Genomic DNA, 15,364 nt, shown 5'->3' with positions numbered 1-15,364 from the left:
GCTAAGCATTGCCAGCCCAAACAGCCCGCCTCCAAACTCCTACCATGCTCGGCCCTCCCTCCTCGCGCTCCATCGACTCCCGGCACGTCAAGTACGTGGACAGCTTTCAAGAGCTGCTCGACGTCCGGTTTTCCGATGGCGTGAACGCTCTCTGCTGGCGACGAAACCTGCCAGGCGATTTCGACGCAGTCGCCCGCAAGCTTCGTCACCACAAGACCATTACGCCTCTGGAAACCTCCACCTTGCTCGGACTCGAGCTCGACGCTGCGGGAACCACGGCTCGGGCCCAGATGATCGCCGACCAGACCTTGCTCAGAGACGCGGGCCTGCAACCGAGCCTGGAAATCGTGCCGGGCTACGATCCCCAGCTCGAGTCCCAACCAGTCAGTACCGACGTCTGTTCCTGGCACGCGGACAGCGCAACCGGAGAGGCCGACACCTACCTTTGCAGTTACAACCAGGCCTGCAGCGAGGGTCTGCCCAACGAACAGGCTCGACGAAAAGTGGACAACCCCGAAATAAGGGCCCGGCTGCTTGCGCTCTATCAGGGAGCAGATGATCCGCTCTTCGAGGCCTGGCTGAACGACCAGTGCTTCGATCTCCACTACGAAAGCGCGTCCGACGCGCGCCCCTACCGTTTCGGATTCGGAAACCTATGGCGCATCGCCACCTTGTATCCGCAAAGCCCGGTCCCCCCTTGCATCCACCGCGCTCCATCAAGAGTTGCCAGCAGCATTCCGCGCCTGCTACTCATCAGCTGAACCATCGGCCCATAACACCCCATGCCCACCACCCGATTCATCGCCAACGAAGAGACGCACCAGAGCGTGATCGTCGACGCAGTGAACGAGTGCCAGCAGTTCCTCTGGATCGCCACCTCCGATATAAAGGACATGCACATCAAGCGCGGCAGGCGAGCCATCCCCTTTCTCCAGCGCCTGTCCGAGCTGGTCGACGTTGGCATATCCATTCGCTTGATACACGCCAAGGAGCCGGGCCCCGCGTTTCGCGAGGATTACGATCGCTTTCCAAACCTGATCGATGGCATGGAGATGATCCTCTGCCCGCGAGCCCACTTCAAGTCGATCATCGTCGATGGGCGCCTCGCCTACACCGGCAGCGCCAATCTCACCGGGGCCGGTCTCGGCATGAAAAGCAAGGATCGACGAAACTTCGAAGGCGGCATTCTCAGCGACGACCCCGAGCTCGTACGGCCGATCATGCAGCAGTTCGACACGCTATGGATCGGCGGCCACTGCCCCAGCTGCCAGCGCAAGGCCCATTGCGCCACCTATCACGAGCTAATCGGCGCCGAGTGACGGTGTCGCCCTCTCCTCGGTAACCACCAATTTCTTGACAAGAAAGAGAATATTCGAGCAAACCCAATCAAACGCGATGCTTTTGAATTCCTATTTCATCGAAAGCCATAGCCTGATCGTTGAGATCATAAACGGCGAAGTCACACTAGACTCTCTGATCGAGCTGCGCCTGCTCGAAATCGAACGAGGTTGGATACGCCCAGGCGTTAACTCCCTCGGCATATTCCACCGTATCAGCACCGCCATTACGCATTCGGAAGTCCTCGCCTTCGCGGAATGGACAAAAACAAACCTCACAGCGCTGGCAGGATCGAAAACCGCGCTCATCGTAGACACGCCCATCACGACCGCGTTCAGCCAAATCGTCGCGAGCAACGTTTCCGACATTCGGGCGATGAGAACCTTTTCCACCCTGAGCTCAGCCGCGAACTGGTTAGGCGTGCCCGTGCAATCCATTCTGGAAGCGGTCCCGGAAGCCGGAGATTTCAATCGGAAGTAAAAGGCCCGAGACGCTAAACTTCGTCTGGCGAAGCGGCTCTTGCCGCTTAAACTGCCCCCAGTTTTTCACCTCTGCCCCTAATCTCGCTATGACTACCAAATCGCTCGTCTTCGCCGCCCTCTCGATTGGCTACGCGCTCTGCGCCGCCGCCGACACCAACTCCTTCCGATGGCCCAACGAAAAAGGCGCGGCCGTCTGCCTGACATACGATGACTCCCTCGCGTCCCAGCTCGACGTCGCTTACCCGCAGCTCGAAGAGGCTGGCCTCAAGGGTACGTTTTTTCTGCAAGGCAACGGTCGCACCATGAACGACCGTCTGGACGACTGGCGGGACGTCGCGAGCGCTGGCCACGAACTGGCGAGCCATTCGCTCTTTCACCCCTGCCGCAAAGCTCTGCCTGGCAGAGATTGGGTGGCCGCGAACCGCGACTTGGATCAATACTCACTCGATCGCGTCCGGTCGGAGTTGGAAATTACCAATACGCTCCTGCACGCTATAGACGGCCAGTCCACCCGCACCTTCGCCTACCCCTGCGGAGACACAGCGGCTGAGCATGGAGAAAGCTCGTTTCTGCCCATCGCTGACGACCTGTTCGTCGCCTCTCGCGGCGTGTATTCAAACCTTGGATCGATACGGGACCTAGATTTCAACAATACGCCTGGTTTCGATCCCTCAGGTAAGGACCTCAGCGCCTCGATCGCGTATCTAGAAGATTGCTACGAAAAGGGAACCGTAGCGGTTTTCCTGATGCATGGAGTCGGAGGGGATTACTTGGTCACCGACGCGGAGCTGCATCAAGCCTTGCTCGACTATCTCGTCGAAAACCAGGACCGCTTCTGGATCGACACCTTCAAAAACGTCATGACCCACGCCCACGCCGAGTTCCAACGCCTCGGCTGGGACGAGCGTTAGAGCTCCTGCCACAGTCAACACTAGAAGGTTCCAGCGTTTCGAGTCCGAACGCTCAGTCCACTCGTACCACGCGGTAGAAGATTCGGCCGGAACCTGACAGGTCGGGAACGACCTGCAGCAGCTCGGTCAGCTCTTCTCCGCTGAGCGTTTCGCTCGCTTCCGCCCACGTAACGAGGTCCGTGGACATCTCCAAGCGATAGCTAGCGGTCGTATCCAAGATCTCTACACTGAATCCGATCTCCGCTTGAGTCCCCGTAGTGAACGCCATGAGCGGGCGTTCCACCACCGTCAATAGCGCCGACTGACTGAGCGTTTCCCCGTCGCCGTTGAAAAGAACGCACCGAATCAAAGCCTCGTCATAGGTCAGTCCCAGTGGAGGCAAAGCGACCACCGCCGAATCCAATCCCTCAAAATCCGTCCAGGTTTGGCCATCGTCCAGCGAAACCTGCCACTGGTACTCGATCGGATACGGGCTCACCGCATCGATCCTGAAATCTGCCCGTTGCCACTCGAAAACAGCGACTTCCTGCGGCTGCTGCGTCACTTCCGGCAACGCCGGGGCAGCTTGGGTGACGAGATGCGGCTCTCCTCCGATCGTCAGCGTGACGCTTCTTTCGACACCGGTTTCATTCGCCAGAACCTCGATGGTCACCAACCCGTTTCCAAGGCCTTGCGCCGGCGAAACCTGAACCCAGTCGACCAAGCCCTCGACCTCCCAGTCAGTGTTCGAAGATACCGACAGCTCATAAATCAGCCCGATCGAACGCATCTCCTTGGTCGGCAATTCTATGGCAACGAAAGGAACGCCGAACTGGGCTACGGTATGGCTCTTGTCGCCTATTCGAATCGTGGCCACGCGCGGATTTACGGACTCGTTTTCGGTGGCGCTAAGCGTCACGCTAGCGTCTCCCTCGCCGCTCGCGACATCGACCGACAGCCAATCAGGCAGGCCTTTCACCTCCCATGCTTCCTCAGCGGAAACCGTCAACACATAATCGCTTGGCGGATAGCTCAGTTCCTGATACGCGGAATCAAGCAAGACCGTCGACGCCTCGTTCCCTGTCCCGAAGTATTTGGACGCCAAATACGACTGCATGTAGTCCGCCTCGAAATCGCCCAAGGCCCTATCGTAGATGATAATCGCCGCTACCGACATCTCGAGATTCGCTTGCTCCTCCAACTCCGTGCCCAATACGATTTTTTCCACCACCGTATCGAGATCTCGGGAAAACCAGCTATTCTCTACGCCATTTCTCGACTGCGAGACCCGTCCGTCCGACACCGTTCCCCGGTGGACGAACCAGCCCGCGCCTTTGGCGAGGCTCCCCGAACTGAGCAAGTTTCCCTCTCCTTGCACATCGAGCGTCAGCTCACCATTGCTTTGCTTGATTCCGAGCTCGAAGCCTCCAAGATCCGAATCAGAGCCATAGCCAAATCCGCCTGTCCCCGAGCCTCCGTCGTAGCGAGCCACGAGAAAGACATCCCGATCCGAGCCGCTATCGGGCAAACCGGAAATGTTCGTAGTTTCATCCTTAATACGCTTAAGAGCGTCGCCCACACCATCCAAAGCGATCGCTGGATAGCCATTCGGGGTGGCGTCGAGCTCGAAGCTCGGATCCCCCTGCGCCATCAAATGATTTTCGTTTCCGGAACGGTCCTCCCACGAAAGAACGTTAGCGAAGGCGTCCATACCGACCCCCTGATCGACCTCGAGAAGCAACGCCAACCCCGCGGCCAAGCGACCGTCCTCGGAGAGATCGTGCACCACGATCGTTCGTGAATCCTCCAATACGAGGTCATTCGCTCCAGCAGCGGTGGCAGTGACCACATGCGAGCCCGGGGTAAGGACCACTTCCAAGTCAGGCCCCGTGCCCAATTCGCCATCAATATCGGATCTCCAAACGATGGTATCCGCGATTTCCTCGCGCCGAGGATCATACGCCACCGCACCGAGAACGACCGTCTCCCCCTCCAGATACTCGGAAACCTCTGACTCGGCATCGATCGCAATCGTCGCTCCGTAGTCGTAATCCAGATACTTCGCCATAAGATAGCCTTCGATCAAGGCGGCCTCTCCTTCGTCGAGAGCTCGATCGAAGACCAAGGCCGCGGCGATATCCATATCAATGAACTCGCCACCGGAAATCGACTCCCCGATAACCATGCGGTCCAGCACCGTCGCGTAGCTTCTCGTGGCTTGATCGATCAGTTCACCATTCAAAAAGTGGGAGATCTCGCTCGAACGCAGAATCGCAGATTGGAGAATCCATCCCTGCCCCAGAGCCGCTCGGGAGGAGATCACATCGTTGCTTCCACCGAAACCCTGCACAACCAACTTGTCGGAGCTCGCATTCAGCGTCAAACCGAAGGCTTGGTTGAACCCTGCCCGACCGTAGACGAAACCACCGTAGCCCGTTCCGCCATCGTATCTTGTCACCAAAAACACGCTGCGATTCCCGTTTCCGCTTGGCAAGCCGCTAAAGCCGTCATCGCGCTCCAGAGAATCGTCCGTGCCATCGAACTGGATACCGATCCACCCCGTCGGAGTCGTGGAGCTCCCAAACCTCGGCTTGCCGCTTCGAGCCACATCGTTCCCCTTACCCGATCCATCCAGCCAGCTCTCGACCGTAGAGCCATCCTCTATCGCGACACCAGAGTCGACTTCCAACTGCAACGCCAGCCCTTGCACGCCTGGCCAATACACCGGATCATCCTCAACCTCCACCACCACTAGGGCGGCGCTCTGATTCCCCCCGGAGTCCGTGACGCTGGCTCTGATACGGTGCACGCCCGGCGAGAGGCTCGTCACGATCGATGCTCCGCTCCCCAGATCACCGTCGATGCTGGAGTTCCATGAAACCCCGCTCGAGAGGTCTCCGTCTTCCGCGTCATTCGCGCTGGCAGACAAGGTGGCGTCCGCCGTTTCCGACAATGCGCTCCCAAACCCTGGCGAGGTTATTTCGATATCTGGCAAGGTAGGAGAAGAAGGCTCCTGCAAGTAACGAGAATTCAAATACGCTTCCACCGCAGCGCGCTCCGTTTCGTCAAGAGCTCGATCGTAGACCAGAATCGCGGCCACATCCAGAGAGACTTTTCCGAGTCCGGATATCTCTTCTCCAACCACGATCCGACTCAGCACGGTATTGTAAACGTGGGAATGCGAACCGATCGAGGTTCCGTTCAAGAAATGCGTCGCCACTCCAGAATCCAATACCGCGCTTTGCGTTATCCACCCCGCTCCGTATCCGACTTCGGATGACGTCAGATCGTTGGCCGCCCCCCAACCCTGCAAAACCAGATTTCCAGTCCCTTGATTCGCCGTCAGTCCGAAAGCCTGATTCGCCGCTCCATTTCCATAGCTGAAGCCAGCTGTGGCCGAACCTCCGTAGTACCGAACCAGAAAGAAAACCGAACGATCCGTCGAACCAGCAGATAGGCCGGCTATCGTATCTGTGGAGGAAATACGTTGCAGAACATCGTTTACGCCATCGAAGCCGACGGCATCCCTTCGAGAAGGAAGCGCGTCCTCGAGTAGTTGAGGGGCCCCTACTGCTTCCAAATCGTTGCCGAAACCAGAAGCGTCCTGCCACCCGACAACCGTTTCGCCGTCTAGCATCAATCCTGCATTCGATTCGAGCCGCAAAACAAGGCCAGTCTCCACCAACTCCTGAGCGACGCCCACCGTCGCCTGAGCGAAGGAAAGCGCACATAAAACCATGGATACAAATCGACGTCCAACGATCCTTTTCCACATGTTCCTTTCGAAGCGCTTCACAACGCGAACGAGAACCGAATCACGACAATTGGATACAGGCATAGGCAATCTCCAAGCGGAGGATACTTCAGATGAATAAGGGCAACAGCTCTAGCTATCTGTACTCAAAAACCAAAGACAACTCTAATTCGTGGACCGCGCTAAGAGCCTTCACGTAGGGCACTTAAAAAGCTCCGTAGCCGAACGGAATGGACCCTCTATCATGCCCTCGCTTTTGGACTGCCTTACGCCTAGTCATTTACCCTTTATTTCAAAAACGTCGAATAGAGAGGCGCCTCGGAACGCTTTCGGGCGGCATTGTGACGCCATTCAACTATATGAACGAACTGGGGCCTCGCGCCTGCGAGCTGCAGCGTTGATAAGCAGGGAGTATCGCGTACCGTATCCTCCAACCCCCAAACAGCTCCACCACCCATATGCTAAAAGTACTCTCTACTGCTGCCCTAGGCCTTGCTTTCTCTACCCTTTCGCTTTCCGAAGAAGGCCAAAAGGATACCCTAAGCCTCAACGAGCTCGAGTACCTGGAGATGCCGGGGCTCAACGTGATGCTGGCCCACGACTACTACCCGGAGGGGCATCAGGGTGGAGTCAGCATCATTCAAAATGGGAAACGCGTCGCCACCAACGGCGACCTCCGCCTCGATCGCACCCCAGGACAATGGTCGCCCATCCCGAAGAAGATCGGCGAGCGCGAAATCGACCCCGAAACGGATACCATAAGCTGCCGATTCGCCTATCCAGACGAAGCCCGAAACCGGACCGGCTTCAATCCCATCGAGTATCCAGATCTTGAATTCTCATACAGCATCAGCGTCTCTCCGGAAGAGGGTTCGAGCTTCATCGTGCAGGTCGACCTCGACCAGCAGCTCCCTTCCGAATGGGACGGGAAGGTATCCTTCATGATGGAGCTCTTTCCCGGCTTTCTCTTCGGGAAATCCTACAGCATGGACGACCGCGAATGGGGAATCTTCCCACGTCAGGCCGACGGTCCGGGTCGCTACGACGACCATGGGGCATACGCGATCGACGCCCTCGCCACCGGCGATCGACTCACCATCGCCCCTGAAGACGACAGTCAACGCATGCGGATCCAACGCATGCAGGGCGGCGAACTGGAGCTCGTGGATGGAAGAGGCCTTCACGACAACGGCTGGTACATCGTTCGCGCCACCTTGGAAAAAGGCGCGGTCGAAAACGCCTTGCGCTGGAAGATCACCCCGAACGCCCTTCCCGACTGGAAATCCGATCCAGTCATACAAGTCTCCCAAGTTGGCTACCACCCGAAACAGCCCAAATACGCCATCGTCGAACTGGACAAGCGGGACACCGAGCGCAAGCCCCTCGAGCTCTCGCGACTCGACGAAGACGGATCGCTTGAAACGGTGAAGCGTTCTGTATCGAGCGATTGGGGACAGTTTCTTCGCTACGACTACCTTCGTCTCGATTTCTCCGATGTCACGCAAGAAGGACTCTACGTGGTTTCCTACGGCGAGCAGCGCAGCCACGCCTTTCGCATCGCGAAGGACATCTTCACTCGGCACGTCTGGCAACCGACGCTCGAATACTTCCTTCCCGCCCAGATGTGCCACATGCGCATCAACGATCGCTACCGCGTTTGGCACGGAGCCTGTCATCTCGACGACGCTCGCATGGCCCCGCTCGATCATGTCCATTTCGATGGATACGAGCAAGGCCCCGAGGCGCGAACCCATTTCAAACCAGGGGAGCATGTTCCGGGATTGAATCGAGGCGGATGGCACGATGCGGGCGACGATGACCTTCGCATCGAGTCGCAGGCCGGCACGGTGCTCGGACTGGTTCACGCCTACGAAGCGTTCGGGCGGGACTACGACAACACCACCATCGACCAGCAGACCCTGACCGTGGAGATCCATAAACCGGACGGCATACCCGACATGCTTCAGCAGATCGAGCATGGAGCGATCACCGTAGCGGCTGGCTACCGTGAACTGGGAACGCTCTATCGCGGCATCATCAATCCGACGCTTCCACAGTATGTAATGCTTGGAGACACCGTCAACATGACGGACAACCGCCCCTTCGACCAGACCTTGGCCGAAGATCAGGTTCCAGACATCGGACTAGGCATCGGCGGAGCTCCCGACGATCGCTGGGTGTTCACGACCCGACGTTCCGAGCGCCATGAAATGATCGGAGCAGCGGGCCTGGCCGCAGCAGCCCGGGCGCTGCGCGGCCACAACGATTCCCTCGCTGAGGAATGCCTTCGATTCGCCGAGGAGCTCTACGAGTCGATCGAATTCGAAAACGAGATCTCGCGCATCCCGCTAGCGGTCGAGCTCCTGATCACAACTGGAAAACCGAAATACGCTCAATCGATCAGGCAACAGGCCGCCGGTATCGCCGAACGTTTCGAAAACCTAGGATGGACCGTCAGCCGAACGCTGCCTCTGATCGAAGACAACGTATTCCTTTCTACACTACACGAAGCGGCGAAACGCTATGCCCAAACCGTGCGCGAAGCGGAGGGGAAGACGCCCTACGGCGTTCCCTACGAACCGGGGATCTGGGGAGCTGGCTGGGGTATTCAAAGATTCGGCGCCCAGCAATACTTCCTGCATCAGGCCTATCCCGAGCTCTTTTCGCGCGACCTGATGCTAAACGCGCTTTCCTTCGTGCTCGGCTGCCATCCCGGCTCCAACACAGCCTCCTTCGTCTCAGGCGTAGGCTCCAATTCGATCGAGGTCGGATACGGCCTCAACCGAGCGGACTGGTCCTTCATCCCCGGCGGCAGCGCTTCGGGCACAGCTCTCATCCGCCCCGACTACCCGGAGCTGCTGACCTGGCCTTTTTTGTGGCAGCAAACTGAATACGTTCTCGGAGGCGGCACCACCGACTACATCATACTAGCGCAAGCTGCGGACTATCTTCTCAATCAGGAATAGCGCCCGAGCTTTCATGCGAACCCGACAAAGCCCGTCGCTTGAGGACGGGCTTTCCTCGGTCTGCAAAGCGAGGGCCTAACGGTCCGCGGTTTCGCCCGAAGAAGCGATTTGGGCCGAAGACGCAGTTCAAGCTTCGTTACGCTTGTTCGCTTCCTCTTCTTCGCTGGGGTCTACGGAAAGGTTGGCGATTTCATCGTCGCTCATGCCTTCCTTGGATTCGGCTTTCATCTTGTCTTCCGCCAACTGGCGCACCGCCGGATTCCACACCCCAAGCATTTCCATTTTCGCCTTCTCCTGGGCTTCGGTCAGGGCTGCGTCGCCGGGCGCTTCCGAAACGATCCAACGGGCGAAACCATGACGCACCAGAATCGCGTTGATGTATTCGCCACCCATGCTGTAAAGCTCGGCGCTCATCAACTCGGCAGACTGCACGACACGAGGCTTCACGGTGATGCGCTGGCCCCTGACGTTCTCATCGAAAAACGAGTAAATCTTTTCGTCGAGCATCTCGGAGTCGCTCGCCAGCCCTATGCCATGCAGTTTAACGACCACCGAGCGACCGTCGCCAAAATCCACCGACAACGCATCCTTGCTCAAAACGTCTCTCACCACTCCCTCCCTCTCATCCTCCTCCGAATTCTTATTCAAGAGAAAGTACATCGCAAGGATCACGAATCCTACGACAATCAGTATGGGAATCATTGTCATATCAAGCGGGGGTGGGCACCTTGGAGGTAAAGTTTTATCCGTAAAAGCGTACCTATCAAGGTTATAATGATACCTTTCCCTACGGCGCAGGCGCCGGTTTCCTTTAGCGATTCGATCGCGGCGGGCCGAGATAGACTTTCGCAAGACGCTTCTGCACAGCGCTTTGGAACATACAGTCTCGTATCCATCGATTCCCTTCACCATGGCGACCGCCCTCGTCACTCCCGGCGACCGGCACCTCATCGCAGCGCCCGAGCCGCCGAAGGGCACGCGAACGGTGAAAAAGCTTGCTCCCGGGAGCAGGCGAGCAAACTAGGGGTGCATTGCATGATCGAGGCCGAAACCATCACCAGTCTACAGAATCCGAGAGTGAAAAACCTCGTGAAGCTGCGCGACCGCCGGGCGAGAAACCAGCAAGGCGTCTTCATCGCTGAAGGGTATCGAGCCATCTCCCGAGCCTTGGAAAAGGAGGTCTACCCGCAGGAAATCTACTTTTGCCGAAACTGCTTTCTCGGCGAAAACGAAGACGCCCTACTTTCCCAAGCGGCGAGTCACGGGGCTCGCTTGTTCGAGCTCTCCCAACACGCCTTCGAAAAGGTCGCCTACCGCGACCGTCCGGAAGGCCTGCTCGCCGTCATCAAGCAATGGAGCTACGGCCTGACCGACCTCGCCCTTTCCGACCCGCCCTTTCTTCTGATCGTGGAGGCCATCGAAAAGCCGGGCAATCTAGGCACCATCCTGCGATCGGCGGACGCCGCCGGGGTGGACGCCGTCATCTGCTGCGACTCCGTCACAGACCTCTTCAATCCGAACGTCGTGCGCTCCTCCACCGGCGTACTCTTCTCCATGCCTACGGTCTCCGCCAGCACCGACGAAGTTATAAAATGGATACGCGATCGAGGCATTCGGACCGTGGCCACTACGCCCCATACGGACTTCCTCTATACGGACATCTCGCTGGACGGACCGCTCGCGATCGTGATGGGCAGCGAACAATTCGGGCTTTCCGACACTTGGCTCGAAGCCTGCGATCAGAAAGCGCGCATCCCCATGGCCGGGCAAGCGGACTCTCTAAACGTGGCCATGGCAACCTTGATCACCCTTTTCGAAGCGGTGCGCCAGCGCCCATAGCCGTCACGCCCGTGCGCCTTTCACGCATTCAGAAAAACTTCGAAGCGCTCGCGAGCGAAGACCCGCTATGGACAGTGCTTTCCGAAAAGGGCAAACGTGGCGGAGGCTGGGATCCCGACGAGTTCTATCAAACTGGCGAAGACGAGATCCGCGACCTCCATCAGCGGCTCGCGGCGCTTGGCATCCCGATGCGCGGCGCGACCGCCCTGGACTTCGGTTGCGGGGTGGGCAGACTGACGTTCCCGCTATCTCGCCGTTTCGGCCACTGCATCGGCATCGACATATCCGAATCCATGATACGTGCGGCGAAGGAAAATAGCGGCCGTGGAGAGTCTTGTAAGTTCATCGTCAATACGAGCGATTCCCTTTCCTGCCTTGAGAGCGGCTCGATTGACTTCGCCTATTCCGACATCGTATTTCAGCACATGCCGCGACGCTACATGAAAGGCTATTTCCTCGAGATATCGCGAGCGCTTCGGCCCGGCGGTCACTTCGCGTTCCAGCTTCCCAGCCATCTGAACCGAGCGTCGCCCCAAAACGCGGGGGCCTTTCGCATGGCACGAAAGCGCCTGCACTACGCGACAAAAAACGTCGCCCAGCTCCTCGGCTTGGCAAAGCCCTATTTCGAGATGAACCCGATGCCCCGCCGCAGCGTGACCGACTTCTGCGAACGACGAGCGGGATTGAACCTGAAGGCGCTCTGGAGCCACCCGGGCGCGGGCGACTCCTGGCACGGTTATCTCTACGTATTCGAGAAGTCCCTACAAAGAGGCGAAGCCAGCTAAGCCATCACGTCATCCAATCGGGGATGGTCGATATAGCCCTCCGGCCCTTCTCCGTAGAAGGTATCGGGATTTGGCTCGTTCAAGGGAGCGCCCTGACGGAAACGCTCCACCAGATCGGAGTTGGCGATGAAGAGCTGGCCAAAGGCGACGGCATCGGCGTCCCCCGCCTCGATAGCAGCTTCGGCAGACTGCGCCGTGAACTGTTCGTTGGCGATGAAGACCCCGCCGAAACGACGCTTCAGCTCGGGACCTATGCTGTCTTCGCCCTGATATTCGCGAGCGCAGAGAAACGCGATGCCGCGTCGTCCCAATTGCTCGGCCACGTATCCAAAGGTTTCCGACGGATTGCTGTCACCCATGTCGTGGGCATCTCCTCGCGGAGCGATGTGCACGCCGACTCGATCCGCGCCCCAAACTCCGATCGCCGCATCGGTCACCTCGAGCAGCAAGCGGGCTCGGTTCTCGAGCGAGCCGCCATACTGATCCGATCGCCGGTTCGTCCTATCCTGCAGGAACTGGTCGAGCAAGTAGCCGTTCGCCCCGTGGATCTCCACACCGTCGAAGCCAGCCTTCTTGGCGTTTTCCGCCCCAGCGCGGAAGGCCTCCACCACGCCTGCGACCTCTTGCGTCTCCAAGGCCCGGGGCGTCTCAAAAGGCGTCACTGGACGCATACCGCTGACATGACCGTCGGCCGCGATCGCCGAGGGAGCCACCGGCATCTGCCCATCAAGCAGGCTCGAATGCGAAATGCGGCCCACATGCCAAAGCTGCAGGACGATCAGCCCACCCGCCGCATGCACCGCATCGGTCACCTTGCGCCACCCCTCGACCTGAGCCTCGGACCAGATGCCCGGCGTATTCAGATAACCAACACCCATCGGGCAGACGCTCGTGGCTTCCGATATGATCAGGCCAGCGTCGGCTCGTTGGCGATAGTAGGTCGCCATCAGTTCGTTAGGCACTCGGTTCTCCACAGCTCTCTGCCGCGTCAACGGCGCCAGGACGATCCGATTTTGGAGCTGCCAGGCGCCCACTTTCAACGGTTCAAATAACGTTTTCATAATTCCTCTCTTCCTTCACAAGACGAGCCGCGCTCGTTCGCGATTCATTGTTAGATGATTTTCGAACTTTAAGGATTGAGTTCGACATAAGGTCAATGGTTATTTCGAATGTCATCGAACTATGAGCAGGGATAGGCCCCGGGCGGGTCGATTCCTCCGTACGCCGCGACATGAAACGTTTCACCCATCCAGATCTATCGGAGGTTTCGCTTTCCGAAGTCCTGCACGCCCTCTCGGATCCGTGCCGGCAAAGGATCGTGCGGATCCTCAAGGAAGCCGAGGGGCGCGAGCTAGCGTGCAACGAGATCCCGCTGGAGGTCTCCAAGGCCACGGGCTCCCACCACTTCGAAACCTTGAGGCAGGCAGGTCTTATCAAGTCTCGCGCCGATGGCACGAAATGCCTTTCCTCATTGCGGGAAGAGGAGGTGGAGCTACGCTTTCCGGGTCTGCTCGAGCTGGTGACCAAGGAGTCGGGGCGCGACGTTTCCGAGGTCCCATAGGCGGGAGGCCGCGAAGATCGGGGACTTTTCGCATGACATTAGCTTCCAAGCGCTTACTCTGCCGAAAACAATCCTCCTCTCATGGACGACCCGGCTCTCGGACCCATTTTCATCCAACTCATCGGCGGCCTCGCCATCTTTATCCTCGGCATGAGCATGCTGACCCAGGCGCTCAACAGCCTCGCGGGCGATCGCATGAAGGCCTTGCTGGCCTCCTTCACCCGCAACCGCTTCGCCGCCGCGCTTTCCGGGGCCACCATCACTGCAGTCGTGCAGTCCTCCTCCGTAACGACGGTGCTTCTGGTCGGTTTTTCGTCGGTCGGTCTGATATCCACCGCTCAAAGCGCCGGAGTCATTTTCGGAGCCAACGTGGGCTCGACCTTCACCGCACAGATCATCGCGTTCAAGATTTCGGAGGCGGGAGCTCCCCTCCTAGCCATCGGTCTGGCCATCCACCTGCTTAAGAAATACGAGCGGCTCTCCCAGTTCGGCCTCTTCCTGCTCGGACTCGGAGCCATCTTTTTCGGCATGCAGGAGATGGGCGACGCCACGCGGCCGCTGCGCAGCTACCCGCCGTTTATGGAAGCGATGCAGGGCTTCGACGCCCCGCTGCTGGGAATCCTGGTGGGATTGGTCTTCACCGCGGTGGTGCAAAGCTCGGCGGCCAGCATCGGCCTGACCATCGTGTTCGCTTCCCAAGGCCTGCTCACGCTGGAGAGCGCCATCGCCATCGCCTTCGGCTCCAACATCGGCACCTGCATCACCGCGGCCCTAGCAGCGATCGGCCGCCCGATCGCCGCTTGGCGCATCGTCTTCATCCATGTGATCTTCAACGTGCTGGGAGTAGCCATCTGGTACGCCTTCATTCCCCAGCTCGCTCAACTCAGCGCCGCCGCCGCCATGCTTGGCTCCCAGCAGGGAACGATCGCCCGGGAGATCGCCATGGCTCACACCTTGTTCAACTGCATAAACCTGATCCTCTTCATCGGTTTCACCGGTCCGATCAGCAAGCTTGCCAGCCGCCTCGCCCCCGACCGCCAGCAGTCGGTCGACGACGAGGCGAAACCGATCTACCTCGACGCTTACTTCTTGAATACGCCTAGCATGGCCATCGATCGAGCTCGCCTGGAAGCGGGAAGGCTGGCCAGCTACGCGGTGCGTCTTTCGGAGGAGGTACCCATCGCCGCCACGACCGGCAGCCTCAGCGAGCTCAACGCCCTTTCCACTCGAGACGACGACATCGACGCCCTGCAGACGGCGATCCTCAACTACCTCGCCCGCATCCCAGCTGGAAAGCTCTCACGAAAGGATCAAGCGCGCATCCGCGAAATCATCGCGATCGTGAACGCCTGGGAGAACATCGGAGACGCCCTCGACAGTCACGTGATCGGTCTCGGCAAGGACCGGATAAAAACGGGTCTCAACATCAGCGAAGAGACTTTGGTATCCATCGAACAACTTCACCAGGCGCTGCTTGAGGACATGCGTCTCGCGATGATGGTCACCACCAACAGGTCCGTCGAACAAGCGAAGCGACTGCTCGCCAGCAAAGCCTCGTTCAAACAGCTTGCCGATCAAGCCGAAGCGTCGCTGCACGATCGCCTGCTCGGCAGATCGCCCGACCGCATGGATCTTTTTCGCCTGGAATCCGACCTCATCAGCAATCTGAAGCGTATCCACTATCACGTACGGCGCGTCGCAAAACTCGCCCTCGCGGAGCAGGAAAGCCTGAACAGCCCATGATCGCGC

13 protein-coding genes are annotated in these 15,364 nt (G+C 58.7%); 10 read left to right on the top strand and 3 right to left on the bottom strand.

Features of this window, described 5'->3' with window-relative positions; all coding sequences use genetic code 11:
- Positions 1–44 precede the first annotated feature (44 nt).
- The 4 genes from QEH54_RS00120 to QEH54_RS00105 all read left to right on the top strand — a co-directional run bounded on the left by QEH54_RS00120 (position 45) and on the right by QEH54_RS00105 (position 2,731).
- Complete coding sequence (locus QEH54_RS00120) at positions 45–761, top strand: hypothetical protein (protein WP_309016573.1); 717 nt, start codon at positions 45–47, stop codon at positions 759–761.
- A 21-nt stretch (positions 762–782) separates the two neighbouring features.
- On the top strand, positions 783–1,319 hold the full coding sequence (locus QEH54_RS00115; protein WP_309016572.1) for a phospholipase D family protein: 537 nt from the start codon (positions 783–785) through the stop codon (positions 1,317–1,319).
- A gap of 76 nt (positions 1,320–1,395) precedes the next feature.
- Entirely contained in the window at positions 1,396–1,818 is a 423-nt protein-coding gene (locus tag QEH54_RS00110; protein ID WP_309016571.1) for a hypothetical protein, read from the top strand.
- Positions 1,819–1,906: 88 nt separating this feature from the next.
- Complete coding sequence (locus QEH54_RS00105; protein WP_309016570.1) at positions 1,907–2,731, top strand: polysaccharide deacetylase family protein; 825 nt, start codon at positions 1,907–1,909, stop codon at positions 2,729–2,731.
- A 52-nt stretch (positions 2,732–2,783) separates the two neighbouring features.
- On the opposite strand, the gene QEH54_RS00100 is transcribed toward QEH54_RS00105, so the two are convergent.
- Positions 2,784–6,449, bottom strand: coding sequence for a BACON domain-containing carbohydrate-binding protein (locus QEH54_RS00100; RefSeq protein ID WP_309016569.1), 3,666 nt, complete (start codon positions 6,447–6,449; stop codon positions 2,784–2,786).
- A 473-nt stretch (positions 6,450–6,922) separates the two neighbouring features.
- Here QEH54_RS00100 and QEH54_RS00095 point away from each other — a divergent pair, with 473 nt between their 5' ends.
- Complete coding sequence (locus QEH54_RS00095; protein WP_309016568.1) at positions 6,923–9,430, top strand: glycoside hydrolase family 9 protein; 2,508 nt, start codon at positions 6,923–6,925, stop codon at positions 9,428–9,430.
- A 126-nt stretch (positions 9,431–9,556) separates the two neighbouring features.
- Here the strand turns inward: QEH54_RS00095 and QEH54_RS00090 are convergent, their stop codons facing one another.
- Complete coding sequence (locus tag QEH54_RS00090; RefSeq protein WP_309016567.1) at positions 9,557–10,132, bottom strand: thermonuclease family protein; 576 nt, start codon at positions 10,130–10,132, stop codon at positions 9,557–9,559.
- Positions 10,133–10,301: 169 nt separating this feature from the next.
- On the opposite strand from QEH54_RS00090, the gene QEH54_RS00085 reads away from it, so the two are divergent.
- Genes QEH54_RS00085 through QEH54_RS00075 form a run of 3 tightly spaced genes read left to right on the top strand, consistent with a single transcriptional unit; the run spans position 10,302 to position 12,054 of the window.
- Entirely contained in the window at positions 10,302–10,454 is a 153-nt protein-coding gene (locus tag QEH54_RS00085) for a hypothetical protein (protein ID WP_309016566.1), read from the top strand.
- A gap of 11 nt (positions 10,455–10,465) precedes the next feature.
- Positions 10,466–11,269, top strand: coding sequence for an RNA methyltransferase (locus QEH54_RS00080; RefSeq protein ID WP_309016565.1), 804 nt, complete (start codon positions 10,466–10,468; stop codon positions 11,267–11,269).
- A gap of 11 nt (positions 11,270–11,280) precedes the next feature.
- Positions 11,281–12,054, top strand: a complete 774-nt coding sequence (locus tag QEH54_RS00075) for a class I SAM-dependent methyltransferase (RefSeq protein WP_309016564.1) — start codon at positions 11,281–11,283, stop codon at positions 12,052–12,054.
- Here the strand turns inward: QEH54_RS00075 and QEH54_RS00070 are convergent.
- Entirely contained in the window at positions 12,051–13,115 is a 1,065-nt protein-coding gene (locus QEH54_RS00070; protein ID WP_309016563.1) for an alkene reductase, read from the bottom strand. The two genes, QEH54_RS00075 and QEH54_RS00070, sit on opposite strands and share 4 nt — an antisense overlap.
- A 170-nt stretch (positions 13,116–13,285) precedes the next feature.
- Between QEH54_RS00070 and QEH54_RS00065 the strand changes: the two genes are divergently transcribed.
- Both QEH54_RS00065 and QEH54_RS00060 read left to right on the top strand, forming a co-directional pair.
- Positions 13,286–13,615, top strand: coding sequence for a helix-turn-helix domain-containing protein (locus QEH54_RS00065; RefSeq protein ID WP_309016562.1), 330 nt, complete (start codon positions 13,286–13,288; stop codon positions 13,613–13,615).
- A gap of 81 nt (positions 13,616–13,696) precedes the next feature.
- Positions 13,697–15,358: a Na/Pi cotransporter family protein gene (locus tag QEH54_RS00060; RefSeq protein WP_309016561.1), complete on the top strand. Its 1,662-nt coding sequence runs from the start codon at positions 13,697–13,699 to the stop codon at positions 15,356–15,358.
- The last annotated feature ends 6 nt before the right edge of the window (positions 15,359–15,364 follow it).

It is taken from the genome of Pelagicoccus sp. SDUM812003 (assembly GCF_031127815.1).
GTDB lineage: Bacteria > Verrucomicrobiota > Verrucomicrobiia > Opitutales > Opitutaceae > Pelagicoccus.
This window is presented reverse-complemented; position numbering and strand designations above follow the sequence as displayed.